Source organism: Brevundimonas vesicularis, from assembly GCF_044807075.1.
Taxonomy (GTDB): domain Bacteria; phylum Pseudomonadota; class Alphaproteobacteria; order Caulobacterales; family Caulobacteraceae; genus Brevundimonas; species Brevundimonas vesicularis_G.
In genome coordinates this window covers 1827071-1851031 of the sequence record NZ_CP085234.1, presented here as the reverse complement: position 1 = coordinate 1851031, position 23961 = coordinate 1827071, and the positions used below count along the sequence as shown (strand labels likewise).

General features: G+C 67.0%; 29 protein-coding genes. 18 read left to right on the top strand and 11 right to left on the bottom strand.

What is annotated here, in order from left to right; all coding sequences use genetic code 11:
* Positions 1 to 134: 134 nt before the first annotated feature.
* The 3 genes from LG306_RS09235 to thiE form a co-directional block, all read right to left on the bottom strand.
* Positions 135 to 911 carry a hypothetical protein gene (locus LG306_RS09235; protein ID WP_404413875.1) on the bottom strand — a complete coding sequence of 259 codons (777 nt, stop codon included), beginning with the start codon at positions 909 to 911 and terminating at the stop codon, positions 135 to 137.
* 43 nt (positions 912 to 954) lie between these two features.
* On the bottom strand, positions 955 to 2646 hold the full coding sequence (locus tag LG306_RS09230) for an MASE1 domain-containing protein (protein WP_404413873.1): 1692 nt from the start codon (positions 2644 to 2646) through the stop codon (positions 955 to 957).
* A gap of 62 nt (positions 2647 to 2708) precedes the next feature.
* The gene (gene thiE / locus LG306_RS09225; protein WP_404413871.1) at positions 2709 to 3362 is read right to left on the bottom strand and encodes a thiamine phosphate synthase; all 654 of its coding nucleotides are present in this window, start codon (positions 3360 to 3362) and stop codon (positions 2709 to 2711) included.
* Positions 3363 to 3492: 130 nt separating this feature from the next.
* On the opposite strand from thiE, the gene LG306_RS09220 reads away from it, so the two are divergent.
* The 6 genes from LG306_RS09220 (at position 3493) to LG306_RS09195 (ending at position 7758) form a co-directional block, all read left to right on the top strand.
* A complete protein-coding gene (locus LG306_RS09220) occupies positions 3493 to 3678 on the top strand; it encodes a bacterioferritin-associated ferredoxin (RefSeq protein WP_017504559.1) in 186 nt (61 codons plus the stop codon).
* Between the two features lie 141 nt (positions 3679 to 3819).
* Complete coding sequence (bfr, locus tag LG306_RS09215) at positions 3820 to 4320, top strand: bacterioferritin (RefSeq protein ID WP_205681364.1); 501 nt, start codon at positions 3820 to 3822, stop codon at positions 4318 to 4320.
* Positions 4321 to 4389: 69 nt separating this feature from the next.
* Positions 4390 to 4950, top strand: coding sequence for a tryptophan-rich sensory protein (locus tag LG306_RS09210; protein WP_404413869.1), 561 nt, complete (start codon positions 4390 to 4392; stop codon positions 4948 to 4950).
* Between the two features lie 103 nt (positions 4951 to 5053).
* Positions 5054 to 5620, top strand: a complete 567-nt coding sequence (gene efp, locus LG306_RS09205) for an elongation factor P (protein WP_404413867.1) — start codon at positions 5054 to 5056, stop codon at positions 5618 to 5620.
* Positions 5621 to 5724: 104 nt separating this feature from the next.
* Complete coding sequence (locus LG306_RS09200) at positions 5725 to 6531, top strand: inositol monophosphatase family protein (protein WP_017504555.1); 807 nt, start codon at positions 5725 to 5727, stop codon at positions 6529 to 6531.
* A gap of 195 nt (positions 6532 to 6726) precedes the next feature.
* Positions 6727 to 7758 carry a glycerophosphodiester phosphodiesterase gene (locus tag LG306_RS09195; RefSeq protein ID WP_404413865.1) on the top strand — a complete coding sequence of 344 codons (1032 nt, stop codon included), beginning with the start codon at positions 6727 to 6729 and terminating at the stop codon, positions 7756 to 7758.
* On the opposite strand, the gene LG306_RS09190 is transcribed toward LG306_RS09195, so the two are convergent.
* Positions 7755 to 9623 (bottom strand): ABC transporter transmembrane domain-containing protein, encoded by a 1869-nt coding sequence (locus tag LG306_RS09190; RefSeq protein WP_404413863.1) that lies wholly within the window; start codon positions 9621 to 9623, stop codon positions 7755 to 7757. The genes LG306_RS09195 and LG306_RS09190 overlap by 4 nt on opposite strands.
* Before the next feature lie 134 nt (positions 9624 to 9757).
* Between LG306_RS09190 and rpmE the strand changes: the two genes are divergently transcribed.
* Together rpmE and LG306_RS09180 are read left to right on the top strand one after the other, a co-directional pair.
* Positions 9758 to 9982, top strand: coding sequence for a 50S ribosomal protein L31 (gene rpmE, locus LG306_RS09185; RefSeq protein ID WP_404413861.1), 225 nt, complete (start codon positions 9758 to 9760; stop codon positions 9980 to 9982).
* A gap of 159 nt (positions 9983 to 10141) precedes the next feature.
* Entirely contained in the window at positions 10142 to 11704 is a 1563-nt protein-coding gene (locus tag LG306_RS09180) for a murein L,D-transpeptidase (protein WP_066623193.1), read from the top strand.
* Positions 11705 to 11712: 8 nt separating this feature from the next.
* Here the strand turns inward: LG306_RS09180 and LG306_RS09175 are convergent, their stop codons facing one another.
* Positions 11713 to 12213 carry a DUF1465 family protein gene (locus LG306_RS09175; protein ID WP_404413859.1) on the bottom strand — a complete coding sequence of 167 codons (501 nt, stop codon included), beginning with the start codon at positions 12211 to 12213 and terminating at the stop codon, positions 11713 to 11715.
* 110 nt (positions 12214 to 12323) lie between these two features.
* Positions 12324 to 12527: a DUF1192 domain-containing protein gene (locus LG306_RS09170; RefSeq protein ID WP_404413857.1), complete on the bottom strand. Its 204-nt coding sequence runs from the start codon at positions 12525 to 12527 to the stop codon at positions 12324 to 12326.
* An 88-nt stretch (positions 12528 to 12615) separates the two neighbouring features.
* Here LG306_RS09170 and LG306_RS09165 point away from each other — a divergent pair, with 88 nt between their 5' ends.
* Positions 12616 to 13587 carry an NAD(P)H-quinone oxidoreductase gene (locus tag LG306_RS09165; RefSeq protein WP_404413855.1) on the top strand — a complete coding sequence of 324 codons (972 nt, stop codon included), beginning with the start codon at positions 12616 to 12618 and terminating at the stop codon, positions 13585 to 13587.
* Here the strand turns inward: LG306_RS09165 and LG306_RS09160 are convergent.
* A complete protein-coding gene (locus tag LG306_RS09160; protein WP_404413853.1) occupies positions 13584 to 14426 on the bottom strand; it encodes a beta/gamma crystallin-related protein in 843 nt (280 codons plus the stop codon). The genes LG306_RS09165 and LG306_RS09160 overlap by 4 nt on opposite strands.
* 219 nt (positions 14427 to 14645) lie before the next feature.
* Between LG306_RS09160 and LG306_RS09155 the strand changes: the two genes are divergently transcribed.
* A complete protein-coding gene (locus LG306_RS09155) occupies positions 14646 to 15311 on the top strand; it encodes a DUF1013 domain-containing protein (protein WP_039245300.1) in 666 nt (221 codons plus the stop codon).
* Between the two features lie 73 nt (positions 15312 to 15384).
* Here LG306_RS09155 and LG306_RS09150 read toward each other — a convergent pair whose 3' ends face one another.
* Entirely contained in the window at positions 15385 to 15558 is a 174-nt protein-coding gene (locus LG306_RS09150) for a YdcH family protein (protein ID WP_017505994.1), read from the bottom strand.
* 116 nt (positions 15559 to 15674) lie between these two features.
* Here LG306_RS09150 and LG306_RS09145 point away from each other — a divergent pair, with 116 nt between their 5' ends.
* The 6 genes from LG306_RS09145 (at position 15675) to LG306_RS09120 (ending at position 20189) form a co-directional block, all read left to right on the top strand.
* Entirely contained in the window at positions 15675 to 16277 is a 603-nt protein-coding gene (locus LG306_RS09145) for a UbiX family flavin prenyltransferase (protein ID WP_404413850.1), read from the top strand.
* Positions 16274 to 16738, top strand: a complete 465-nt coding sequence (locus tag LG306_RS09140) for a TIGR02444 family protein (RefSeq protein ID WP_404413848.1) — start codon at positions 16274 to 16276, stop codon at positions 16736 to 16738. The genes LG306_RS09145 and LG306_RS09140 overlap by 4 nt, the downstream gene beginning before the upstream one ends.
* A gap of 36 nt (positions 16739 to 16774) precedes the next feature.
* Positions 16775 to 16999, top strand: a complete 225-nt coding sequence (locus LG306_RS09135) for a YdcH family protein (protein WP_017505991.1) — start codon at positions 16775 to 16777, stop codon at positions 16997 to 16999.
* 165 nt (positions 17000 to 17164) lie between these two features.
* Positions 17165 to 17806: a M23 family metallopeptidase gene (locus LG306_RS09130; RefSeq protein ID WP_404413846.1), complete on the top strand. Its 642-nt coding sequence runs from the start codon at positions 17165 to 17167 to the stop codon at positions 17804 to 17806.
* A gap of 80 nt (positions 17807 to 17886) precedes the next feature.
* The gene (locus tag LG306_RS09125) at positions 17887 to 18834 is read left to right on the top strand and encodes an ABC transporter ATP-binding protein (RefSeq protein ID WP_404413844.1); all 948 of its coding nucleotides are present in this window, start codon (positions 17887 to 17889) and stop codon (positions 18832 to 18834) included.
* Positions 18831 to 20189: an ABC transporter permease gene (locus LG306_RS09120; protein WP_404413842.1), complete on the top strand. Its 1359-nt coding sequence runs from the start codon at positions 18831 to 18833 to the stop codon at positions 20187 to 20189. Before LG306_RS09125 ends, LG306_RS09120 begins: the two co-directional genes overlap by 4 nt.
* Before the next feature lie 166 nt (positions 20190 to 20355).
* On the opposite strand, the gene rpsU is transcribed toward LG306_RS09120, so the two are convergent.
* Positions 20356 to 20598: a 30S ribosomal protein S21 gene (gene rpsU / locus LG306_RS09115; RefSeq protein ID WP_026108547.1), complete on the bottom strand. Its 243-nt coding sequence runs from the start codon at positions 20596 to 20598 to the stop codon at positions 20356 to 20358.
* A gap of 188 nt (positions 20599 to 20786) precedes the next feature.
* Here rpsU and LG306_RS09110 point away from each other — a divergent pair, with 188 nt between their 5' ends.
* The gene (locus LG306_RS09110; protein WP_404413840.1) at positions 20787 to 21434 is read left to right on the top strand and encodes a COQ9 family protein; all 648 of its coding nucleotides are present in this window, start codon (positions 20787 to 20789) and stop codon (positions 21432 to 21434) included.
* 186 nt (positions 21435 to 21620) lie between these two features.
* On the opposite strand, the gene LG306_RS09105 is transcribed toward LG306_RS09110, so the two are convergent.
* Together LG306_RS09105 and purE are read right to left on the bottom strand one after the other, a co-directional pair.
* Positions 21621 to 22703: a 5-(carboxyamino)imidazole ribonucleotide synthase gene (locus tag LG306_RS09105; protein ID WP_404413838.1), complete on the bottom strand. Its 1083-nt coding sequence runs from the start codon at positions 22701 to 22703 to the stop codon at positions 21621 to 21623.
* Entirely contained in the window at positions 22704 to 23195 is a 492-nt protein-coding gene (gene purE / locus LG306_RS09100) for a 5-(carboxyamino)imidazole ribonucleotide mutase (RefSeq protein WP_161638837.1), read from the bottom strand. It abuts the gene before it with no gap.
* Positions 23196 to 23378: 183 nt separating this feature from the next.
* Between purE and LG306_RS09095 the strand changes: the two genes are divergently transcribed.
* The gene (locus LG306_RS09095) at positions 23379 to 23942 is read left to right on the top strand and encodes a GGDEF domain-containing protein (RefSeq protein WP_404413835.1); all 564 of its coding nucleotides are present in this window, start codon (positions 23379 to 23381) and stop codon (positions 23940 to 23942) included.
* Positions 23943 to 23961 lie beyond the last annotated feature (19 nt).

Below are 23961 nucleotides of genomic sequence, written 5' to 3'. Positions count from 1 at the left end.
GATCGGCTGAGCCGATCGTGCTCACGGAAGCATCGTTACCACCTCAAGCTTGTCCGCCGTCCGCAGGCGCTGCCAGACAGCGACAGCGCCTGGAATGGGGTCTGTCATAATTCCCGTGTCAGGGGTCCGATCGATTAACGAGCGTCAATGGACTGGCCGATGCGTTCGGCCAGATCCCGGTCCGCGCCCTCGACGCTGGCGATCCAGACGTGGATTTCCTTGGGATCCGTGGCGCGCTGGAACAGATGCTCCATCGCCATACGGCGGCTGCCTTCGGTGACGACGACCGAGGCGCGACCGCCGGCGCGGACCGTCTCGCCATCGTAGATCGGAAACTGCGACGAAGGCCCGGCGTAGATCATCAGCAGGGTCTGGTCGCCGCGCTGGACGCGATAAATGCTGGCGGTCGCGCCGGCGCGCGCCGGGATGATCGTCAGGCCGGCGGGCAGCTGGATGCTGAACGGCATTGCGGCGATGGCGGCTGCGTTTAAGGCCGCCGGCGCTGTTGCGGCAGGCGCGGTCGTTGCCGGTTGGGGCGCGGTCGCTTGAGGCGCCGTTGTGGTCGGTGCTGGCGTTTGCGGACGTGTCGCGGTCGCCGGGCGCGTCGTGGTCGCCGAGCTTTGGCCGATCGGCGGCTGGGTTTGGGTCGTGCGCGGCGCGGATGACGCCGCGGGCGCCGGACGCGGCGATGCTGCGGGGGTCTGGCCGATCGGAGGCAAGGCCTGGGTCGGCGCCCTGGCCGGAGCCTGGGCCGGGGCCTGAGTCGGCGCTGCGGTGGAGGCGGCGGGCGGGGTCGCGGAAGGCGGGGCGCTGTTCAAGTCCCGCGTCAGGTTGGAACCGGCGCGCTGCGGCGGAGGCGTCGTCGCCTGTCCGGAAATCACGAGGGCGGCGGCAAGGGCGATCATGGGCATGGCCCGACCATCGCGCGGCCGGGGCGCGACCGCAAGCGCGACCTCACGCTTTGGGCAGCAAGACCCAGAAGGTTGCGCCCTCGCCCGGCGCCGAGATCACGCCGATCGAGCCGCCCTGCAACTCGACCAATCGCTTGGCCAGGGCCAGGCCGACGCCGTGCCCCTCGACCGTCGAACGCTCAAGGCCAAGGCGGTTAAAGGGCTCGAACAGCTGCGCCTGCTTCTGAAGCGACAGACCGGGGCCGAAATCGCTGACTTCGATACGGACGCAGTCGTCCTGACGAAGCGCCCGCAGCACGACACGACCGCCGGCCCCGCCGTATTTCAGCGCATTGCTGGTCAGGTTTGTGATGATCTGGGCCAGACGCTGAGAGTCCGCAACCGCGATCAAACCATCGCCTTCGCACACCACCTCGACAGCGACCCGGTCGGCGTCGGGCCACAGCAGACAGGTGCGGCGCACGTCGTCCAGCAGCCCTGGAATGTCGGTCGGGCGCAAATCGACCCGGACCGCCCCGGATTCGGCACGGGCCACATCCAACAGATCGTGGGCCAGGGTTTCGACCTGGCGCGCGGTCTTTACCAGCATGTCGGACATCTCGGCCTGCTGGGCCGAAACAGGCCCAAGGTGGCCCTGCCGCCACAGGTCGCCAATGCCGATGATGCCGGCGACGGGGCTCTTGATCTCATGTGCCACGTTGGCGAGCAGGCGGGACTTGGCCTCCGACGCTTTTTCGGCGCGTTCACGGCCCAATCGCGCGCGCTCAGCCAGAAGGTCGCGCTCTTCCAGCAATGAGGCCACCAACAGGACGGGCATATAGCCGATCAGCACCAGCATCTGGGCCATCAGAACCTGGTGGGTCAGGTCGCCTTGGACATAGGGACCATTGCCGATCATGGCGCTGCCGACCAGCAGCACGCTCATCACGACCAGGGTAAAGGCTGTGCCGGCGACGCCGAGCCGCACCGCGATCCCCAACAGAAGCGGCAGCAGCACGAAGCCCATCGGCACGTCGCCCGTGAAGGCGACGAAGTAGAAGACGGGAACCAGTCCGATCAGAACGGCGGCTTCGATCAGCTTCCTGGGTTTCAGCAGACGCGCGAACATCGCAGGCGTCAGCGACATCCCTAGCGAACCCAGTACAGCGATGCCCAAGGCGTGACCCAGCCACCAAGTCTGGAACCCCTGCCAAACGATGTCGCCTTGGCCCATCAGCGACAGGATCAGGGTGCTGCACAGGGCGGCGGGGATCGGCGCCAGGACAGCCGCGAAAAACAGGAAGCTGACCGCGCCGTTCAGGCTGGACAGGTTGAGCGTGGGCGAGAACCGGCGCGCCAGCAGGACAGCCCCGACGATCTCGATCATGTTTGCGATCGTAAAGGCCAGCGCCAGCGGCGGCTTGTTGCCTGCGATGATCTCGCCGATCAGGATACTTACCGCCATGACCCCGGCGAAGATCAGGTCGCTGGTGCGGCCGCGGCTGGTGCGCAGCCAGACAGCGACCGCAACGCCGCTGGCGCCCCAGAGACCGGCGACCAGACCGGCCGAACGGGTGTAGGCGATGGCCATGGCGACCAGGATGGCGACCGCCACGCCGGTCAATACAGGGATCAGGGGATTAGGACCGTCCGGGCCGTCGGCGTCGCCTGGGCCGGGCCGATAGCCGGCCTCCATCACGCCCTTGACGGACGTGGTGCGGGGCTCATCGGCATTGAGCGCGCGGCTCACGATCATGGACAGGTTCCGACCAATCAGAGGTCGGGATAGGACGACACGGTTCCTAATATCCCCTGAAGTCAGCCCCTCAATTTTTCATTGAAGCGCCTGACCGCCTCGGCGGCGCCGTCAGGATGGTTCCAGACCCCGCCGCTGACCGCCACGAAGTCGGCGCCGGCGTGGGCTAGCTCTGCGGCGTTGTCGACCGTGATGCCGCCGATGGCGACGCAGGGTGTCTCGACCGTCTCTTGCCACACCGTCAGGATGTCCAAGGGCGGACGATGCACCGTTTCCTTTGTCTCTGTGGGATAAAAGGCGCCGAAGGCGACGTAATCGGCGCCGCCCTCTGCGGCGTCCCAGGCCAGATCGCGGTCGTCGTGGCAGGTGACGCCGATCATGGCGTCCGGCCCCATGATACGCCGAGCCTCGGCCAGCGAGCCGTCGTCTTGGCCAATGTGAACGCCGTCGCAGGCTGTGACCCGCGCCAGATCCGGCCGGTCGTTCAGCAGAACCGCGACATCATGACGCCGCGCGATGGGAGCCAGCACCTCGACCGCCGTGCGGATGGCGGCGTCGTCGGCGGGCTTCAGCCGGATCTGCAAGGCCGCGACATCGCCGGCGGCCAAGGCCTGATCGAGGGTTTGCGCAAAGGCGTTCAGGTCGGCGATCGCGGGCGGCGTGATCAGATACAGCCGGCAGGGCGGACGCTCGGGGACAATCAGTGTTCGGGCCATGCCCGTCATTGCCCGCCCCCGCGACGATCCGTCAACGGGCGACCGCCAGCTGAGCCATGCGAACGACTTGCAATCGCCTTAAGGACTGCTATAGCGAACCATTCTCAGTCAGTGAGCCGTGTAGCGCCTCGTGTACGTCTGCAACTGTAATGGTCTTCGCCAGCGTGATGTCGCCCAGGCCATCGAGGCCGGCGCCTGCCGTCCGCGCGACATCTTCGCGCGCAACCAGTGCCAGGCTCAGTGCGCCAAATGCGTCTGCGAGATGCGTCAGATGATTCAGGAAAGCCGCGAAGCGTTCGCACTCGCAGCCGAATAGTTTGCTTCGCCTGCGGCCGACAGTCACTCGCACTCTCAATGCAGTGATAAAAACTCGCAAATAAACACGGTGCGTTTTACTGTGTTATGGCTGCGCTCGACAGACGGCGATAGCGCCGTGGCGAGACCAAGGACCATGGCCATGAAGGGCGACCCCGCAATCCTGCGCACGCTGAACGCGGTGCTGACCAACGAGCTGACGGCCGTAAATCAGTATTTCCTGCATGCCCGCATGTTCGAAAGCTGGGGCCTCGCGCACCTGGGCAACGTGATCTACGAAGAATCGATCGGCGAGATGAAGCACGCCGACATGCTGATCAAACGCATCCTCTTCCTGGACGGGCTGCCCAACCTGCAAGACCTGCACAAGCTGAAGGTCGGCGAGAATCCTATCGAATGCCTGGGCGCCGACCTGCAGCTGGAACTGGACAGCCGCGCCACGACCGCCGCCGCCGTGACCCAGTGCGAGGAAACCCGCGACTACGTCAGCCGCGACCTGCTGATGAAGATCCTGGCCGACACCGAAGAGCACATCGACTTCCTGGAAAACCAGCACAAGTTGATCGAGCTGATGGGCGCGCAGAACTATCTGCAATCGGCGATGAAAGAGATCGTCACCGACGGCGCTGCGACCGGCAACTAAGCTCTGCCTTCTGACGGAACCCGTATCCGCTCCGGTCATTAGCCTGTCAGGGCCAAGCTGGAGCGGACCATGACCGATATTGACGACGCCATCGACGACGTGCGCGACGCCGCCGTGGATCTGCTGAACAGCGAGGGCCGCAGCGCGAGCCACGTCGCCGCCGGGATCGCCCTGACGGTCGGATTCGCCCTGCTGGCGCACGGGATCGCGTCGGGGGCGTTGACGCCCAAGCGCAATCTGAAACAGGTCCGCAAGAAGGATCTGCCGATCACCGAAAAGCCGCGCGGCGCCTTCAGTCTGATCCTGCCCGCCGTGTTTTCCGCCACCACCCTGTCTGCGGTGCGCGTCTGGAACGCCCCGCCCCAGCGGGAGCGGACCAGGGCCATGGGCCTGTGGGTGGCCGCCCAGACGGTGAACGCCATCTGGCTGGGCCTGCGTCCGTCGTCGATGGCGCGTCAGGTGATCGCCGCCATGTCGTCAGCGGGTCTTGCCGCCGCCTTCGCCCACGAGGCGCGTAAGCTGGACGAAGGCGCCGGCAAGATGGCGGCGCCGATCGGGTCGGGCGTCCGGATCGGAAACTTCCTGCACCGCAAGGCCGACGCCGCTTCGAGCGGACGCACCCTGCATTAGGTTGCGTCGCCTTGCCCTTTATCGGGGCTTCCTCTAGGGATCGCGCCCTATTCGCCTCGCCCCGAACGGTGCGAGGGCGCAACTCCATTTCCGATGTGACCCCATGAAGATCAACGGCAACACCATCAAGCCCGGCATGGTCCTGCAGCACAATGGCGGCCTGTGGGTCGTCACCAAGGCCAGCCACGTGAAGCCTGGCAAGGGCGGCGCCTTCGCCAACGTCGAGGCCAAGAACCTGGAGACCGGCAACAAGCTGAACGAACGCTTCCGGTCGGAAGACAAGGTCGAGCGCGTGACGCTGGAACAGAAGGACTTCTCCTATCTGTTCGACAACGGCGACAGCCTGGTCTTCATGGACGACACCACCTACGAGCAGATCGAACTGCAAAAGGACTGGGTCGGCGACGAGCGTATCCCCTATCTGCAAGAAGGCATGAAGGTCGTCATCGAGATGCACGAAGAGCGTCCGATCGGCCTGGAACTGCCCGATCAGGTCGTGCTGGAAGTCGCCGAGACCGAGCCGACCGTGAAGGGCCAGACCGCTTCGTCGTCCTACAAGCCCGCGCTGGCGTCCAACGGCGTGCGCATCATGATCCCGCCCTATATGTCGGCCGGCGAGCGTATCGTCGTCGACACGACCAGCGGCGAATACGTCCGCCGCGCGGACTAACAGACCACTACGCTAAAGCGGCCCCTCACGGGGCCGTTCCTTTCTGAACTTCTCCGACTGTCCGGCTGCGGCTTTGAAGGACTTTCGGACCAGGAGATTCCCCGATGGCCCTCGCCTCCGCCCTGCTCCAAGTCATGACCGATGCGGTGCGCAAGACCGCCCGCCCGATGCTGCGGGACTTCGGCGAAGTCTCCCAGCTTCAGGTGTCGAGGAAGGGCCCCGGCGATTTCGTCACGGCCGCCGACCTGAAGGCCGAAGACACGCTCTACGAACTGCTGATGAAGGCCCGCCCCGGCTACGGCTTCCTGGGCGAGGAACGCGGCATGATCGAGGGGACGGACAAGTCCCACACCTGGATCGTCGATCCAATCGACGGCACCACCAACTTCATGCACGCCATGCCCCACTTCGCCATCACGGTGGGGCTGGAGCGCCGCGCGCCGGACGGGTCGAGCGAGATCGTCGCCGGCGTGACCTACAACCCCGTCATGAACGAGCTTTTCTGGGCCGAGAAGGGCAAGGGCTGCTATCTGAACGACCAGCGCATCCGCGTCGCCGGCCGTCGCGATCTGTCCGAAAGCCTGATCGCCACCGGCCTGCCCTTCATCGGCAAGTCGGGCCACGCCCAGTCGATCAAGGATTTGCACGCCGTGGGCCAGCGCGTCGCTGGCATACGCCGCCTGGGTTCGGCTGCGCTGGACTTCGCCTGGGTCGCCGCAGGCCGCTACGACGCCTATTATGAGCGCAATCTGAAGCCCTGGGACGTGGCGGCGGGCATCCTGTTCGTCACCGAGGCCGGCGGCCGGGTCACGACCATCGAGAACGACGGCGATCCCAAGACGGGCAAGTCAATCCTGGCGTCGAACACCGAACTGCATCCGCACCTGCGCAAGGTGCTTCAGGGCTCCTGAGGCTCGCTTCTGTCTCTTCCCCGCTTGCGGGGAAGTGGCGCGGCGCTTCTTCAGCGCCGTGACGAAGGGGATCTTGGTTGATCGCCAGCGACCGGTGGGGCGTCAAGACCACCTCCACCGCTTCGCGGTCCCCCTCCCCACATGTGGGGAGGAGACGGTCATCGGCCTGTCGCGCCCCTGCCCTATCCAAGGCGGATGATCCGTTTCATCCTGTGCGGCCTCGTCCTCCTGACCGGAACGCCAGCCTTGGCCCAGCCCCTGATCATCGCCCATCGCGGCGCGTCCGGCGAACGGCCCGAGCACACGCGTGCGGCCTATGAGCTGGCGATCGAACAGGGCGCGGACGTGATCGAGCCGGATCTGGTGCTGACCAGGGACGGCGTCTTCGTCGATCGGCATGAGAACGAGATCGGCGGCACGACCGACGTGGGCGACCGGCCCGAGTTCGCGGGCCGTCGGACGACCAAGACCATCGACGGAGTCGAGACCACCGGCTGGTTCACCGAAGACTTCACCCTGGCCGAGTTGAAGACCCTGAGGGCCAGGGAGCGGTTGCCCGCGTTTCGACCGGGCAGCGCCGCCTATGACGGTCAAGAGCCGATCCTGACCTTCGACGAGGTCGTCGCCATCGCGCGCGAGGCGTCGGCGCGGACCGGGCGGACAATCGCCGTGGCGCCGGAGCTGAAACACCCGACCTATTTCGCCGGGATCGGCTTGCCGATGGAGGACGGCTTCGTCGCGGAACTGGAGCGGCTGGGTCTGACGGGCGCCGAGGCCCCGATCATCATCCAGTGTTTCGAGGTCGGGCCGCTGGAGCGGTTGGCGACGCGCATCGATGCGCCGCTGGCTCAACTCGTGGCCGCCAAGGGCGGACCGGCGGATCGGGCGGACGTTACCTATGCCCAGATGATCACGCCCGAGGGGCTGAAAGCCATTGCCGCCTACGCCGACTGGGTCGCGCCGGAGACGACCCTGGTCCTGCCGCGCGACGCCAAAGGCCGCACGACCGCGCCGAGCCCCCTGGTCGCCGACGCCCATGCGGCCGGCCTCAAGGTTGTGGTCTGGACCCTGCGGGCCGAGAACGCCTTCCTGCCGGTCGAGCGACGCAGAGGCGACGACCCGGCCGGGCACGGCGACATGGCCGGCTATACCTCAGCGTTCGCCGAAGCCGGGGTCGATGCGCTGTTCAGCGACTTCCCGGCCCTGGCGCGGACCACGGCGCCCTAGTTGCGGAACTGAAGCTCGGCGAGGCGGGCGTAGAGGCCGCCCTGGGCGACGAGTTGCTCGTGGGTGCCCTCTTCGACCACGCGGCCGTCGTCCATGACGACGATGCGGTCGGCGCGCAGGACGGTGGCGAGGCGGTGGGCGATGACCAGGGTGGTGCGCTCCTCCATCGCCTGATCGAGGGCGACCTGCACCAGGCGTTCGCTTTCGGCGTCGAGCGCGCTGGTGGCCTCGTCCAGCAGCAGGATGGGGGCGTCGCGGACCAGGGCGCGAGCGATGGCCAAGCGCTGGCGCTGGCCGCCCGACAGGCTCTTGCCGCGCTCGCCGAGCGGGGTGTCGAACCCTTCGGGCAGGGCGTCGATGAAGCCGAGCGCCTGGGCCTTTTCGGCGACGGCGCGGGCCTCTTCCAGGGTGGTGTTCTCGCGGCCGAAGCGAATGTTCTCCAAGGCCGAGCCCGAGAACAGCGGCGTCTCTTGCGACACCCAGGCGAAGCGGTCGCGCACGGCGACGGGATCGGCCTGGCGCACATCGACGCCGTCGATCGAGACCATGCCGGTCTGCGGATCATAGAAGCGCAGCAGCAGGCGGAAGACCGTGGACTTGCCGGCGCCGGACGGACCGACCAGGGCGACCGTCTCGCCGGGGCGCACGGTCAGGCTGAAGCCCTTCAAGGCCGGCAGATCCGGGCGGCCCGGATAGGCGAAGCCCACGGCCGACATCGACACCTCGCCGCGCGGGGGCGTCGGCAGGACCGTGGGCTGCGGCGGCGGGGCGATGCCGGCGACGGCGCGCATCAACTCCTCGATCCGCTCCATGGCGCCGGCGGCCTTCTGCACGTCGCCCCAGCTTTCGCCGAGCGCGCCCACGGCGCCCGCCGCGAAGACGGACAGCAGAACGAACTGAAGCAGGGCGCCGGGCGTCATGGCGCCCTTCACCACGTCCTGGGCGCCCAGCCACAGCACCAGGGTCACGCCGCCGAACATGACAACGATGATCAGGGCGGTCATCCAGGCGCGCGCCCGCATCCGGGTCAGGGAGGCGTTGAAGGCGTCCTCGACCGCCGCGCCGAAGCGGGTGATGGCGCTCTGTTCACGGCCGAAGGCCTGAACCGTCTCAATGGCGTCCACGCTTTCGCCGGCGAAGCCGACGGCGTTGGCGAAGCGGTCCTGGGACGCCACGGTCAGTTTGCGCACCTTGCGGCCGAAAATGAAGATCGGCCCCAGGAGGAAGGGCACGATCAGCAGGACGAAGCCGGTCAGTTTGGGGCTGACGAAGAACAGCAGGGCCACGCCGCCGATCAGGGTCAGGAAGTTTCTGAGCGCGTAGGAGATCGAGGTCGTCATCAACGTCTCGACCAGGGCGATGTCCGTGGTCAGGCGCGACAGCACCTCGCCGGTGCGCATATGGGCGTAGAAGGACGGGTCCAGTGTCAGGATTCGGCCAAACAGACCCTTGCGCACATCGGCGGTAACGCGCTCGCCCGTGCGGGTGACGAAATAGTAGCGGGCGGCGGTCGCCAGCCCCAGGAACAGGGCGTTGGCGCCCAGCAGCAGGAACCAGATGTTCAGATTGGCGCCGCCCGCCTCGAACCCATGGTCGATGGCCCCGCGCGCCAAGGCGGTCAGGCCCAGCGAGGCGGCGGTGGACAGCAGCAGCCAGAAGACCGCCATCAGGGCATGACCCTTGTGGCGCATGGCGAAGGGAATCAGTCGCGCGAGCGGGCGGATGTCGCGGCGCTTGGCGCGCTTGGCGCCCGCTTCGGACATCTGATCGGCCAGAAGGGCGCCGGCGCTGGGCCGGCCCTCCAGCGACGCCATGCCCGAGGTGCGGTTGGCGGAAGAGGCGGAGGCGGCGGCTTGATCGGTCATTTCGCCCGCCTCTTGCCCCGGAACGCCCCCCGGTGTAAACGCCGCCCCTCATTCCCGCCGGCTTTCTGGCGGGTTTCTCATTTCACGCGCACGGACGGTCGGCATCGTCACCGCGCAGAGACCGGACGACGACCATGAAGGCGGATACCCATCCCGACTACCACTTCATCACCGTGGTGATGACCGACGGCAGCTCCTACCAGACCCGTTCGACCTACGGGAAAGAAGGCGACAAGCTGGCGCTCGACATCGACCCGACGACGCATCCGGCCTGGACCGGCGGCAACGCCCAGCTGATGGACCGTGGCGGCCGCGTGTCGCGTTTCAACAACAAGTTCGCCGGCTTCATCAAGAAGTAAGCGCGTCCTGGTTGCGACATCTCGCAGCAAACCAATGTCAAAGAGCGTCGGTCGCAAGGCCGGCGCTTTTTGTTTGGTCGGAACACCGATAATGTGGGGGCGTTCGGGTACCAGGGGCGTCGGCCACGCTGGCCGAAGCGATCGAAGAAGCGGAAGACTATGAATAGACGGCAACTGGGTCTGGGCGTCGCGACGGCGGCCATGACCCTTGGCTCGGCGGCGCGCGCGCAGCAGGTCTTCGTGCAGCGCGGACCGGAGGCGACCGCCTTCTACAACAGCTTCAACGACCAGATTTCGCGTCTGCCCGAGACGCAGCAAGCGGATGTGCGCGCCTTCTATGAAATGAATGGCTGGCGGCCGGTGTGGAACGCCGACCGGGTTCGGGCGCTGAACACTGTCGCGGCCGGCGCCAATCGCCATGGTCTGGCGGGCTCTGACTATTTCGACTTCGTGGGACTGGCAGCCGATCCGGCGAGCGCGGACCTGCGGACCACGGCGGCGGCGCTGGCCTACGCGCGCGTCTTGGCCGAGGGCAAGGTGCGGCCCGAGACGGTCGAAGACCTGTGGGAAATGCAGAAGAACCGCGTGGACCTGCCACGCGGTCTCAGCGACGCCCTGACCCGCAACGTGCTGGGCCAATGGTACGACGGCCTGGCGCCCACCGACATCGGCTATCAGAACCTGTCGGCCGGCTATGTCCGCTATCGCCGTCTGGCGGCGCAGGGCGGCTGGCCCCGCTTTGTTCAAGGCGCAACCATCGAGCCGGGCAATAGCGATCGCCGCATCCCCGCCCTGATCGATCGCCTGACGGCCGAAGGCGACCTGTCGGCCGCCGACGGCGCGCGGCTGAAGTCGCAGGGCCTGGTTTACAACGCCGAACTGCAACGTGCGGTGCAAAGCTTCCAGAACCGCCATGGCCTTGGCGCAGACGGGCGGATCGGCGCGGGCACCCAGCGCTCGCTGGGCGCCTCGGCCGAGGACCGTGCGCGTCAGATCGCGCTGAACCTGGAGCGCCGTCGCTGGCTGAAGCGCGAGGTCGCGCCCGAGCGGATCGAGGTCAACACCGCCGCCGCCATCATGGTCTATTGGAAGGACGGCAAGCCGGTTCACTCCAACCGCGTCGTGGTCGGCTCGGCCGAGAACCAGACGCCGAGCCTTGAGAAGCCGTTCGCCTCGGTCGTGGCCAATCCGCCCTGGTATGTGCCGGCCGGCATCGCGCGCCGCGAAATCCTGCCCAAAGGGCCAGGGTATCTGGCCGCCAACGACATGTATGTGAAGGACGGCACGGTCATCCAGCGCGCCGGTCCGCGCTCGGCCCTGGGCTATGTCAAGTTCGAGCTGCGCGACAGCTACGCCATCTTCCTGCACGACACGCCGTCTAAGGCCGCCTTCAACCTGTCCACGCGTCAGCGCAGCCACGGCTGCGTGCGGGTGCAGAATGCGGTGGAGTTCGCGCGCCTGCTGCTGTCGCCCGATCCGACGAAGCTGGCCCAGTTCGACACGGCCCAGGATACGCGCGAGACGACGCGCGTGACCACCGGCCGGGAAATCTCGGTGCGTCTGCTGTATTGGACCGCCTTCGTGGACGGTCAGGGCCGCGTGGCGTTCCGCGAGGACGTCTATGGCCGCGACGACAAGCTGGCGCAGGCGCTGGGTATCGGCGTCAATCTGCCCAAGCCCATCGACGACGGCCGCGCGGACGCCAACGACGTCGGGCCGTAAAGGGGCGATCAGCCCCTGAAGGCCGCCTCAAGCATGCCCATCTGGCTGAGCACCGGGTTTTCCGGGGCCTGATCCTGATCGTCGGTATACATGCGGCGATCCAGATAAAGGGTGCGGTCGAACAGCTTTTCCGAACGAACCAGATATTCGATCAGGGCGATCGGCAGTTCGGCGTGGCTGGGCTCGGCGTCGATGCGACGGTCGTTGAGCCGATAGCGCGGTTCGCAGGCGGCCTCGGGCGTCATGTCTTCTTCTCGCACGGCCCGCTGGACCAGCAACCAGGACGCGATCTGCATCAGGCGCGTGGTCAGCTTCATGCTCTCGGCCGCATAGGCCAAGGCGGCGGCGCGCGACAGCATCTTGGAGTCGCGACGGCCCTCGCCGTCCAGATAAGCGGCGGTCTCCTCGACCAGCTCCATGCCTTCGCGGAAGGTGCGATCGAACAGTTCCGACCGGGCGAAATCGCGAACGGTGCGGCTGCGGTCAGCGGGAGAGAGAGCGGAGGTCATCTGAGCTTTAAACATCGGAAAAGTGCGGGTCCGTCCTGCAATCGGCCGCTCGCGGCGGCATTTTGCAGAATGGGTGCAACGCTCATGCCATGCGGACGTGCCATTCGCGATCACGAACCGAAGTTGAACAGGGCGTCGGCGGCGTTTTTCTTGGAGCGTTTCGTCTCGATCGCGGCGCGCGAGCGCGCGATCTCGGCATCCAGCGCGGCGATCCGCTCCTGCAAATCCTCGACGGCGTAAACATCCAGGTCTTCGCGTGACAGGGCCCGCAGTGGTTCGCCGCGTTGCGGGCGGGGTTCAAGATCTTCGAACATCGTCGCCTTCCTTTCGCGCTGTCATGGCCAAGGCGGTCCACGGTCCCTATCTGAACGCCCGGATACGGACGAATGCAAGGCGAGTGCGATGCGCGTGATCGAAATCGAAGGCGGTTCCGGACCGGCCGAAGCTCTGAAGATCGCCGAACGACCCGATCCCGTCGCGGGGCCGGGTCAGGTGCTGATCCGGGTGCGGGCCGCGGGCGTGAACCGGCCGGACCTGCTGCAACGCACCGGCGCCTACCCCCCTCCCCCCGGGGCGTCGGACGTTCTGGGGCTTGAAATCGCCGGCGAGATCGAGGCCGTCGGAGAGGGCGTGACGCGCTGGACGGCCGGCGACCGGGTCTGCGCCCTGCTGGGCGGCGGCGGCTATGCGGAGTTGGCCGTGGTGGATGCGCGTCATGTCCTGCCGATCCCCGAGGGTCTGGATTACGTGCAGGCGGCCGTGCTGCCGGAAACCGTTTTCACCGTCTTCGCCAATGTGTTCGAGGGCGGCGCGTTGAAGGCCGGCGAGACGTTGCTGATCCACGGGGCGACCAGCGGCATCGGCGTGACGGCCATCCAGATGGCCAAGGCGGCAGGCGCCCGAGTGATCGCCACCTCACGCGGGGCGGACAAGACCGCAGCCGCCAAGGCATTGGGCGCGGACATCAGCCTGGACGCCAAGAGCGATGATCTGCAGGCGCAGATCCGCGAGGCGGGCGGCGCGGATGTGGTTCTGGACATGGTGGGGCGCGACTACGCCGCCCTGAACCTGAACAGTCTGAATGCGGGCGGGCGTTGGGTGGTCATCGCCTCCCTGACCGGCCCCAAGGTCGAGATGGATCTGCAGCGGATCATGCTGAAGCGATTGACCCTGACCGGATCGACGCTGCGCAGCCGCCCGGCAAACGAAAAGGCGCGTCTGACCGCGGCCGTCGAGGCGATCGCCTGGCCGTGGGTCGCATCCGGCAAGGTCAAACCGCAGATTCAGGCGGTCTTCGCGTTGGAGCAGGCGGCCGATGCGCACGCCGAACTGGAAGCCGGCGGGCACATCGGCAAGATCGTGCTGAGCGTCTAGTAGCGCCCGCCGCGAACGGGACGCAGCGACGAGATGTTGTCGTTGAAGCCGCCGTTCAGGAAACGGACGTCGCCTTCGACGATGCGGCAGCGGCCCCGGAACTCGGCGTCGGTGCAGACTTCCCAGCGGCCTTCAACGCGCATCGAGCTGATGCGGTCATTGAATGGGGTGCGGCCCAGGTTGCGGTCCTCGCTGGTGAACTCACGCGAGGCGCCGCGGAAGTTGGCGTCGTCATAGACGGTGATCGAGGACCGACCCCAGCCGCCGCCATTGCCGCCGCCCCATCCCCCTTCGCCTTCCCACTGACCTAGCACCGGACCGCAGACCAACAGGCCATTTTCGTTTGCGATGTCGAAGCGGCCGCAGCGGCTGTAGTCCAACGAGCTGGCGCGACGATCCCGACCGCCGCCCTCGCAACGGGCGAACAGGCGACCGCCGCGCACCGAGGCGTCCGTGCAGCTTTGGCGATAACTGCCTTGGGGCGCGCGGCCGGCGCCAGCGCCCCAGTCTGGACCGCCGTTGCCCGGCCCACCATTGCCAGGCCCCCAGCCGCCGCCCGGACGGCCGGGCTGGCTGTCTTCATAGTCGCCCCGGAAACGCCCGCAGACCAGCAGGCCGTTGTCGTTGTTGATCTCCTCGCCGCCGCAGCGGTTCAGCTCGATCGACGTGCCGCGCATCCGGCCGCGCGTGTCGGGGCAATCGGCATAGAGACGACCGCGGTTCACATAGGCTTCCGAACACGACTGGGCGTAGCCGCCGCGCGGGGCGACGCGTTGCTGCGCATAGTCCTGGCCCGAGGCCATCGCTGCGGCCAGAGCCGCGCCAAGCAGAATGGACATGGTGGTTTCCTCTCCCGAAGCCGAAAAGCTTCATTACCGCGAAGGTTGCGTGAGGGCGGATGAACCGTTGCTGTATGGGATTGTCGGTCAGCGTTTTCTTTTGTGTCGAATAGGCCTATATCGGCATCATACGCGCCCGGTCGAAAGGCCGGGCGCCGTCGTATCCAACGCCAGCCGAAGCCTCATTCGGCGGCTCAACAACACCGGGACGAACGCCCCATGAGCGACATTCTGATGCCCAAGGCCACCGCGGTCTGGCTGGTCGACAACACCTCTCTCAGCTTCGAGCAGATCGCCGACTTCTGCGGCCTGCACCCGCTGGAAGTTCGCGGCATCGCCGATGGCGACGTGGCGCGCGACATCCGCGGCGTCGATCCCGTCACCGGCGGCCAGCTGACGCGCGAAGAACTGGACAAGGCCCAGGGCGACGAAAACTATCGCATGAAGGCGATCGTCAGCCGCCACGCCGAACTGCTGAAGTCGGCTAAGCCGGCGCCGAAATACACGCCCGTGTCGCGTCGCCAGGACCGCCCCGACGCGATCGCCTGGTTCGTGCGCAACCACCCCGAAGTGACGGACGCCCAGATCGCCAAGATGCTGGGTACGACCAAGTCCACCATCGAGAGTGTGCGCAACCGCACCCACTGGAACAGCGCCAACATCAAGCCGGTCGACCCGGTGACCCTTGGCCTGGTCGGCCAGTTGGCGCTAGATGAAATCGTCAAGAAGGCCGCCGACAAGAAGGCTAAGGACGACCTGAAGAACGGCGGCGGCACGATCCAGCCCGTCGAACAGGTCGAGGCCGAGCCCGAGTTCGTGCCGGAAGCCCGCCAACGTCCCGGCGCCGAGCCGACGGCGGAATCGGTGTTCGGCACCAAGGACTGATCCGCCTTCGCGTAACGAAAACGGCCCCGGAGAGCGATCTCCGGGGCCGTCGTCGTTTTCAGGGAGGCGGACGCTAGGTCGCGCGCGCCTCCAGACTGGTGATTTCTTCCTTCAGCCGAAGCTTCTTCTGCTTCAGCGCCCTGACCTGCAACGGATCCGTGGACGGGCGGGTAAGCTCCTTCTGGATGGTCTCATCCAGGGTGCGATGACGATTACCCAGTTCGCGAATACGAGCCTCGATGGTCATGGCTTGCGCCTCCTTTGGTTAGGGACCAGTAGAGTGAGCGCCCGGTTTGGCGCGCTGTGTAATCACTTTCCAGTGACAGCCCGTCGCCCCGGACCCGAAGGAGGCTGACCCTCAAAATGGACGATGATGTGAACGGAGCCATACGGAACCCGCCCGCCAGACTGGTGGTCGGAATTTCAGGGGCTTCCGGCGCCGTCTATGGCGCCCGGGTGCTGGATGCGTTGAACGATCTGGGCGTCGAAAGCCATCTCGTCGTGACCAAGGCCGCCCTGCTCACATTATCGCAGGAGACCGATCTGTCGCCCGACGAACTGACGGCGAAGGCGTCGGTGGTCCACAAGCTGGGCGACGTGGGGGCGACGATCGCCTCCGGCTCGTTCCGCACCCTGGGCATGATCGTGGCGCCCTGCTCGATCAAGACGATGAGCGAGATCGCGACCGGCGTAACCTCGACCCTGCTGACGCGGGCGGCGGACGTGACGCTGAAGGAGCGGAGACCGCTGGTGCTGATGGTGCGCGAAACGCCGTTCCACCTGGGCCACCTTCGCACCATGACCGCCCTGGCCGAAATGGGCGCGATCATCGCCCCGCCCCTGCCGGCGCTTTACGCCCGGCCGAGCACGATCATGGAGATGGTCGATCAGTCGGTGGGGCGGACGCTGGACTTGTTCGGCCTGGATTGGGGCGCGGTGCGGCGCTGGGAAGGCCTGAAGTCATGAGGCTTTGGGACTGGGCGGTCGCCGCCTACGGCGCGCCGGGGGTCGGCGAAGCATGTCTGGCGCTGCAGGACAGCCACGACCAGAACGTGCCCTTGCTGCTGTGGTCCGCCTGGATCGCGGCGACGGGCCGAAAACCCGACGAAGAGACGATCGAGGCGGCCTGCGACACCGCCAGGGCCTGGGACAGCGTCGTGGTCGCCCCTCTGCGATCGGTGCGGCGGATCCTGAAGGCACCGGTGCCCGATATCGACGACGGCCCGCGCGAAAGCGTGCGCAAGCGCATCAAGGCGTTGGAGCTGGAGGCGGAGCGGCATTTGCTGGACGCGCTGGAGGCGCTGGCGCCTGAACCAAGCGGGCCGGCCCGCCCGATCATCGACGGCCTGGCAGCCACCGCCCGGATGTGGGCGGACGTCACGCCGCGCCCGGCCCTGATCCGGCTCGCAGACGCACTTCCGAGCTGAAGCCGGCTTGGCTATAAGCGGCTTGAGAGTGACACGATGAACGACGACACGCCTGCGATCACCGAGGAAATGGCCGAGCTTCAGGCGCGGGTGAACCATCTGCGCCAGGAGCACGCCGACCTGGACGCCTCGATCGAGGCCCTGGGTCAGGCCGCCATTCCCGACCAGCTGATGATCGCCCGGCTGAAGCGCAAGAAGCTGGCGCTCAAGGACGAGATCGTGAAGCTGGAAGACCGCATCCTGCCGGACATCATCGCCTGATCGCAGTCTTGGGGCTTGGTTCCAGATTGCGACAATCTGCCGCATCGCATGGCCCCAAACTCGCCTAGGCCATCACGCATAAGGCGGCCCTCCCACGGAACGCCGTGCGCTGTCTGGCGCCGCTTCCTTCATTCCAGAGCGTAGAGACGCTGGAGAGGCCGCCGAATGCGACGCCTGCTGTCCAACGCGCCGATGGCGCGGTGCAAGACCCTGTTGATCCACTCCGGCCAGACGGCCGCCTTCGCCGCCGTGGCCGTTTTCGCCGCCGCCGCCGCGCCAAATGCTGCGCGCGAAGCCACCTTGCCGCCGCCGACACAGATCGCCGCGCCGGTCTCGCCGCCCCTGAAGGCCGAGGTCGAGAAGGCGGGGCCGATCACGCGCCAGATCGCCTTCACCGCCCCGGTGCGCGGCTATGCGATCAACTCGCCGTTCGGCCTGCGCAAACTGGCCATTGAAGCCAAGGCGCGCGCGCACAAGGGCGTCGACATCGCCGCGCCGAAAGGCACGACCGTCTTCACCGCCGCCGAGGGCGAAGTCGTCCGCACGGGGTACGACCCCGAGGGCTATGGCAACTTCATCGAGGTGCGCCACCCCAACGGCATGAGCACGCTGTACGGCCACCTCAGCCGGATCGATGTGGCGAACGGCGATGCGGTCGCGCCCGGTCAGCGCATCGGTCTGGTCGGCTCCACCGGCTATTCCACCGGCCCGCACCTGCATTTCGAGGTCCGTCGCGGCGGCGCGCAGGTCAATCCGACCAGGGTGGTCGATCGCCATTTCCAAGTGACGGTGAAGGCCAAGGTCTGACGGCTTGGACGCGTCCGATTGTTGCTGGCTTCCGGCTCGCTTCCCTTGCTAGGCTGATCGTCTGAGTACGGGGGTGCTAGATGGCGGCGTTGACGCTGGATGGGGTGAACAAGCGATACGGCGATTTTCACGCCGTGCGCGATCTGAGTTTTCAGGTCGAGAAGGGGTCGATCTGCGGCTTTCTGGGACCGAACGGGGCGGGCAAGACCTCGACCCTGCGGATGATCCTGGGGTTGCAACCGGCGACGTCGGGGCGGATCGAGATCCTGGGCGCCGACGACGGGCGCAAGGTGCGCGACCGGATCGGTTTCCTGCCCGAGGAACGCGGTCTCTATAAGAAGATGACGCCGGTTGAGGCCATCGCCTTCTTCGGCGCGCTGAAAGGCCTGCCGGTCGCCGAGGGCCGCAAGCGCGCCAAGACCCTGCTGGAGCAGCAGGGGCTGGGCGAGGCGCAGAAAAAGAAGATGAAGGAGCTGTCCAAGGGGATGGCGCAGAAGGTGCAGTTGATCGCCTCGGTCGTGCACCAGCCTGAGTTCGTCATCCTGGACGAGCCCTTCTCCGGTCTGGACCCGATGAACCAGCAGGGTCTGGAGGCGATGATTCGCGGGCTGGCCGCGAACGGCGCCACGGTGCTGTTCTCTACCCACGTGATGCAGCATGCCGAGCGGCTGTGCGACAAGGTGGTGCTGCTGGCGCGCGGCAAGAAGGCGTTCGAGGGGACGGTGGATCAGGCCAAGGCCACTTCGCCACGCTTCCTGGATCTGGACGGCGCGATCAGCGCGGACGCCGCCGCCGCCCTGCCCGGCGTCGCGGGCGTCGAGACCCTGTCCGACGTGGATGGCGTGCGTCGCCTGAAGATCGCCCTGACGCCCGGCGCTGGGGGCCAGGACACCTTGAAGACGGCCTTCCTGAACGGCCTGGACGTGCGCGGCTTCGCGCTGAAGGAGCCGACGCTGCACGACGCGTTCATCGGCCTGACCGGGGACCATCCCGACCAACCCGTCGCATCCGTGGAGGCCGTCCGATGAACCGCACCCTGCTGATCGCGCGACGCGAATATGTCGCCTACGCCAAGACCGTCGGCTTCTGGCTGTCGCTGTTGGCTTTTCCGCTATTCGCCGTGCTGGGCGGCGGCATTCCGGCGCTGATCAAGGCCTCCGAGCCGATCAAGTCGGTGGCGGTGATCGAGGAAGGCCCCAATGCGACGGGTCTGGCCGCCGCCGTTCGCGCCTCTCTGCAAGCGGATGTGGATCGTCAGAACGAGCGCCTGCGCGAAGCCGCCGAAAAGGGACAGGCGGGCGCCGGGCGCGCCGTCGCCTCCATCACCGGCCCCAAGATCCGTCTGGTCGACGCGCCGCCCGCCATCGCCGAAGCCGTCGGACCGGCCCGTGACGAGGCGATCCGCAAGGCGCTGGACAAGCAGACCCCAAAGGCCAAGCGCCTCGACGCCGTGGTCTTCCTCAGCCGCATGGATGGAAAGCCCGCCGCCCAGGTCTGGACCGCGCGCGCCACCGACAACGACGTCTCAGGCTTCGTCCGCAACGCCCTGCGCGATGCGCGACGCACGGAGCTTTTGACCGCCGCCGGGGTCGCCCCGGCCGTGGCGCAGGAGGTTCAGACCTTCCGGCCCGAGGTGAAGTCCTTCTCGCCCAGCGCGGCCAGCGGTGGCGAGGTGTCGATGCGTGACCGAATCCCGTCCTTCATCGGCCTGGGCGTCGGCTTCCTCCTGTGGTCGCTGGTCATCACAGGGGCCTCCATCCTGCTGAACAGCGTGATGGAGGAGAAGTCGAACAAGATCCTGGAGGTGCTGCTGTCCTCAGCCTCGGCGACCGAAATCCTAACGGGCAAGGTGCTGGGCGTGGCGCTGCTGACCCTGACGGTCATGGGGGTCTGGGGCGGGATCGGGGCCTTTACTCTGATTTCGGCCTCGCCCGAGACGGCGGCGACGGTCGGACAGGTGCTGCTGCACGGCGGCCTGATCTTCTATTTCATCGCCTATATGGTCGGCGGCTACCTGATGTATGCGGTGCTGTTCGCAGCCATCGGCGCCTTCTGCGAGACGCCGCGCGACGCCCAGACCCTGATGGGGCCGATCATGATGATCCTGGTCGTGCCGATCCTGGTGATGCAGATGGCTTTGACCAGCCCGGATGCGCCGGTGGTGAAGGTTCTGTCCTGGATCCCCTTCTTCACCCCCTTCCTGATGAGCGCCCGCGCGCCCAGCGATCCGCCGCTGGTGGAGGTGATTCTGACGCTGATCGGCATGTTCGCAACCGCCGCCTTCATGGTGTGGATCGCCGGGCGGGCCTTCCGCGCTGGCGCGCTGTCGGACGTAAAGCTCAGCTGGAAGAGCTTCGGCCGGGCGATTACCGGACGGGCGTAGGCGACACGATTGTCTCCTCCCTGTCGCGTCGCGATGGGGAGGTGGCGCGGCGCTTCTTCTGTGGGACTTCAAGAGTGCTCCACAACACTCCGCCGAAACGAAACGCAAAGAAAAAGGCCGCTTCCCGAAGGAAGCGGCCTTAAATCTTTCGGCTTTCGCCGGGGTCTTAACGACCGCCGGGAACGCGCGGCTTCGGCGCGGGCAGCAGGCCCTCGCGCTGCATGCGCTTGCGCGCCAGCTTGCGGGCGCGACGGATGGCTTCGGCCTTTTGACGGGCGCGCTTTTCCGAGGGCTTCTCGAAGTGCACGTGGCGCTTCATTTCACGGAAGCTGCCCTCGCGCTGCATCTTCTTCTTCAGGGCTTTCAGCGCTTGGTCGACGTTGTTGTCGCGAACGAAAATCTGAACCAGGTTAAACTCTCCTTTGGCCGCCCGCCGCGTCCTGTGAGGGAGACGGGCGAACAAAATAAAATCGTCTTCCGACAGCCGGGCTCTCGGATGAAGGCGCGCTGATACACGAGCCGCCCCCTTCTGTCCAGATCGTCGCGACCATTCTTCAAGGCTCGAAACGCCATGACGACCGGCGTATGATCGCCCTCATGACCGAGACGACAGACTGGGCCGACCGGACCGAACAGACCGTGCTGGGCGCCGCCATCGCCCGCGCGCCCGCCCTGGGTTGGAACGCGCGTCTGGTGCGCGAAGCCTGCGAGGCGTGCGGCCTGTCACAGGGCGACGAGGAACTGCTGCTGCCCAACGGCGCGCGCGATCTGGCGGCCCTGCTGTCGCGCCGCCATGATGCGCGAGCGTTGGCGGCTCTGGGTGAGATCGACGCCAAGTCGCTGAAGATTCGCGAGCGAATCGCCCGCGCCGTGTCCGAGCGGATGGAGGCCGGCGCCGTCGATCTGGAGGCCACACGTCGCTGCGCCGCCTTCCTGGCCCTGCCCGTCAACGCCGACCTGGGGCTGAAACTGGCCTGGGAGAGCGCCGATCATTTGTGGCGCTGGGCCGGGGACGAGGCGACCGACTGGAATCACTATTCGAAGCGGACGATCTTGTCGGGCATCCTGATTCCCGCCCTGACCATGCGCTGGTTCGACGGCCGCGAAGCGGCCGAGGCTTTCGTCGCCCGCAGGATCGAAAACGTCATGGCCTTCGAGAAGTGGAAGGCGGGCAAGGACTTCGACGCGCCGTTCCGAAAGGTTAGCGATGCGCTGAGCCGCATGCGGTATGGGGCGAGGGCTTAGTTCTCTTCTTTCGTCATCCTCCGGCAAGCCGCCTTCGGCGCAGACCGGGGGACCCAGCGGCGCCGAAGGCGATGCGTCCGCCGCCCAGGTGTTTAGGCCGGAACGCCGCGACAGGTTCGCGCTCGCGCGCGCCGCTGGGTCCCCCGATCTCGCTCCGCTCGTCGGAGGATGACGAAAGTGAGTGCGCTAGACCGCCCCCAAAACCCGGTTCACATGGGCCATCTTGCGGCCGGGGCGGGCCTCGGCCTTGCCGTAGAGGTGAAGGCGTTCGTCGGACTTGGCCGAGAGCTTGCACCACTCCTCGACTTCGTCGCCCAGCAAGTTGGTCATTTCGATGCGGGCGTGGGCCGTCGTGGGGCCGAGCGGCCAGCCGGCGACGGCGCGGATATGCTGTTCGAACTGGTCGCAGACACAGCCGTCCTGGGTCCAGTGGCCGGTGTTGTGAACGCGCGGGGCGATCTCGTTGACCAGAAGCACGTCGTCGTTGAGGTCGAACAGTTCGACGCCCAGAACGCCGACGTAGTCCAGCCCGTCCAGGATCGCCTCGGCGATGGCGCGGGCGCGAACTTGGGTTTTCTCGTCCACGGCGGCGGGGGCCAGGGAGGTGCGCAGGACGCCGCCTTCGTGCCGGTTCTCGCCCAGCGGATAGACCGCCATATGGCCGTCCCAGTCGCGGGCGGCGATGACCGACAGTTCGCGCACGAAGGTCGCCTTGGCCTCCAGGATGGCCGGACGACCGCCCAGGCTTTCCAGGGCGGCGGGCGCGTCCTCGATGGCGTGGATCCAGACCTGGCCCTTGCCGTCATAGCCTTCGCGACGGGTCTTCAGGAGGGCGGGCAGGCCCAGTTCGGTCAGGCCGACGACCAGATCGTCCAGTGTGTCGATGACGGCGAAGGCGACCGTCGGGGCGCCGACGGCATTCAGGAAGGTCTTTTCGTCCACCCGGTCCTGCGACACGCGAAGCGCGGTCGGTCCCGGCGCGACGAGGGCGCCGGCTTCGGCCAGACGCTCGATGGATTCGGCCGGCACATTCTCGAACTCGAAGGTGACGACATCGGCGGCGCGGCCCAGCGCCGACAACGCCTTGGGGTCGTCATAGGCGGCGACGATCTGGCGCGCCGAAACGCGTCCGGCCGGGCTGTCAGCCTCGGGGTCCAGGATCACGACGTCGAAGCCCAGGCGCGAGGCGGCCTGGCTCAGCATCCGGCCCAGTTGGCCTCCGCCGATGATGCCGAGGGTCGAACCGGGGGGAAGCGGAAGATCAGGCACTCAGTCCTCGACGGTTTCTGCGACGGATTCGGTCTGGGCAGCGCGGAAGGCGGCCAGGCGTCCGGCCAACTCTTCGTCCGACAGGGCCAGGATCTGGGCGGCCAGGATGCCGGCGTTGGCGGCGCCTGCCTCGCCGATGGCCAGGGTGGCGACCGGAACGCCGGCCGGCATCTGCACGATCGACAGCAGGCTATCCATGCCCTTCAGCGCCTTGGACTGGACCGGCACGCCCAGCACCGGCAGTTCGGTCATGGAAGCGGCCATGCCCGGTAAGTGGGCGGCGCCCCCTGCCCCGGCGATGATGACCTTGTATCCGGCGGCCTTGGCGCCCGTGGCGAACTCGACCAGGCGTTGGGGCGTGCGGTGGGCGCTGACGACCTTGGCGTCCCAGGCGACGCCCAGTTGATCCAGGCGATCGGCGGCCAGCTTCATGGTGGGCCAGTCGGACCGGCTGCCCATGATGATCGCCACCGGGGTTTCGGAAGTCGCCATGTCTGCAAGGCCCCTTGCGGAAAGGCGCCGGTTACAGCACGCGGGTGACGCCCGCAACCGCAACACCGTGATTTCAGCCGCGCCGGCCCGTAATGTCGGCCTTCAATGTCGGCGGATCACGCTCTACCATCGTTCGACCGCGCGACGCAGACTGAGTCGCGCCTTCGGAGCCATCCCTGCGCCGTGACCGACGTGGCCGAACACGACCTGACCGCCGAGATCGAGCGCCTGCGCGTCGAGCTGGAAGCGTGGAAGACGCGCGCCGCGGCCGCCGAGGCCGCCGCCGACCACGATGTGCTGACGCCCGCCCTGAACCGGCGCGGCTTCATCACGGCCATGCAGCGGACGATGGCCTACTGCCAGCGGCACGGCGTGCCGGCGGTGCTGCTGTATCTGGACATGGACGGCTTCAAGAGCGTCAACGACAGCCTGGGCCATGCGGCCGGTGATGCGGCCCTGGTCGCGGTGGCCGAGCTGTTCCTGGCCAATCTGCGCGAGTCGGACGCAGTCGGCCGACTGGGCGGAGACGAGTTCGCCCTGCTGATGTTGCACGCAGGCTATGAAGAAGGCCGGGCCAAGGCGCGTCAGCTGGCCGAGGCGCTGAAGACCGAAGGCTTCGTCTGGGACGGCCAGAAGACCGAACTGGGCGGCTCGTTCGGGGTGCGCGCCTGGGACGGCCATACCGACGCCGAGATCTGGCTGACCGAGGCCGACGCCGCCATGTGGGTGAGGAAGAAGGGGCGCTGAGGCCCCTTCCCGCCCCTGC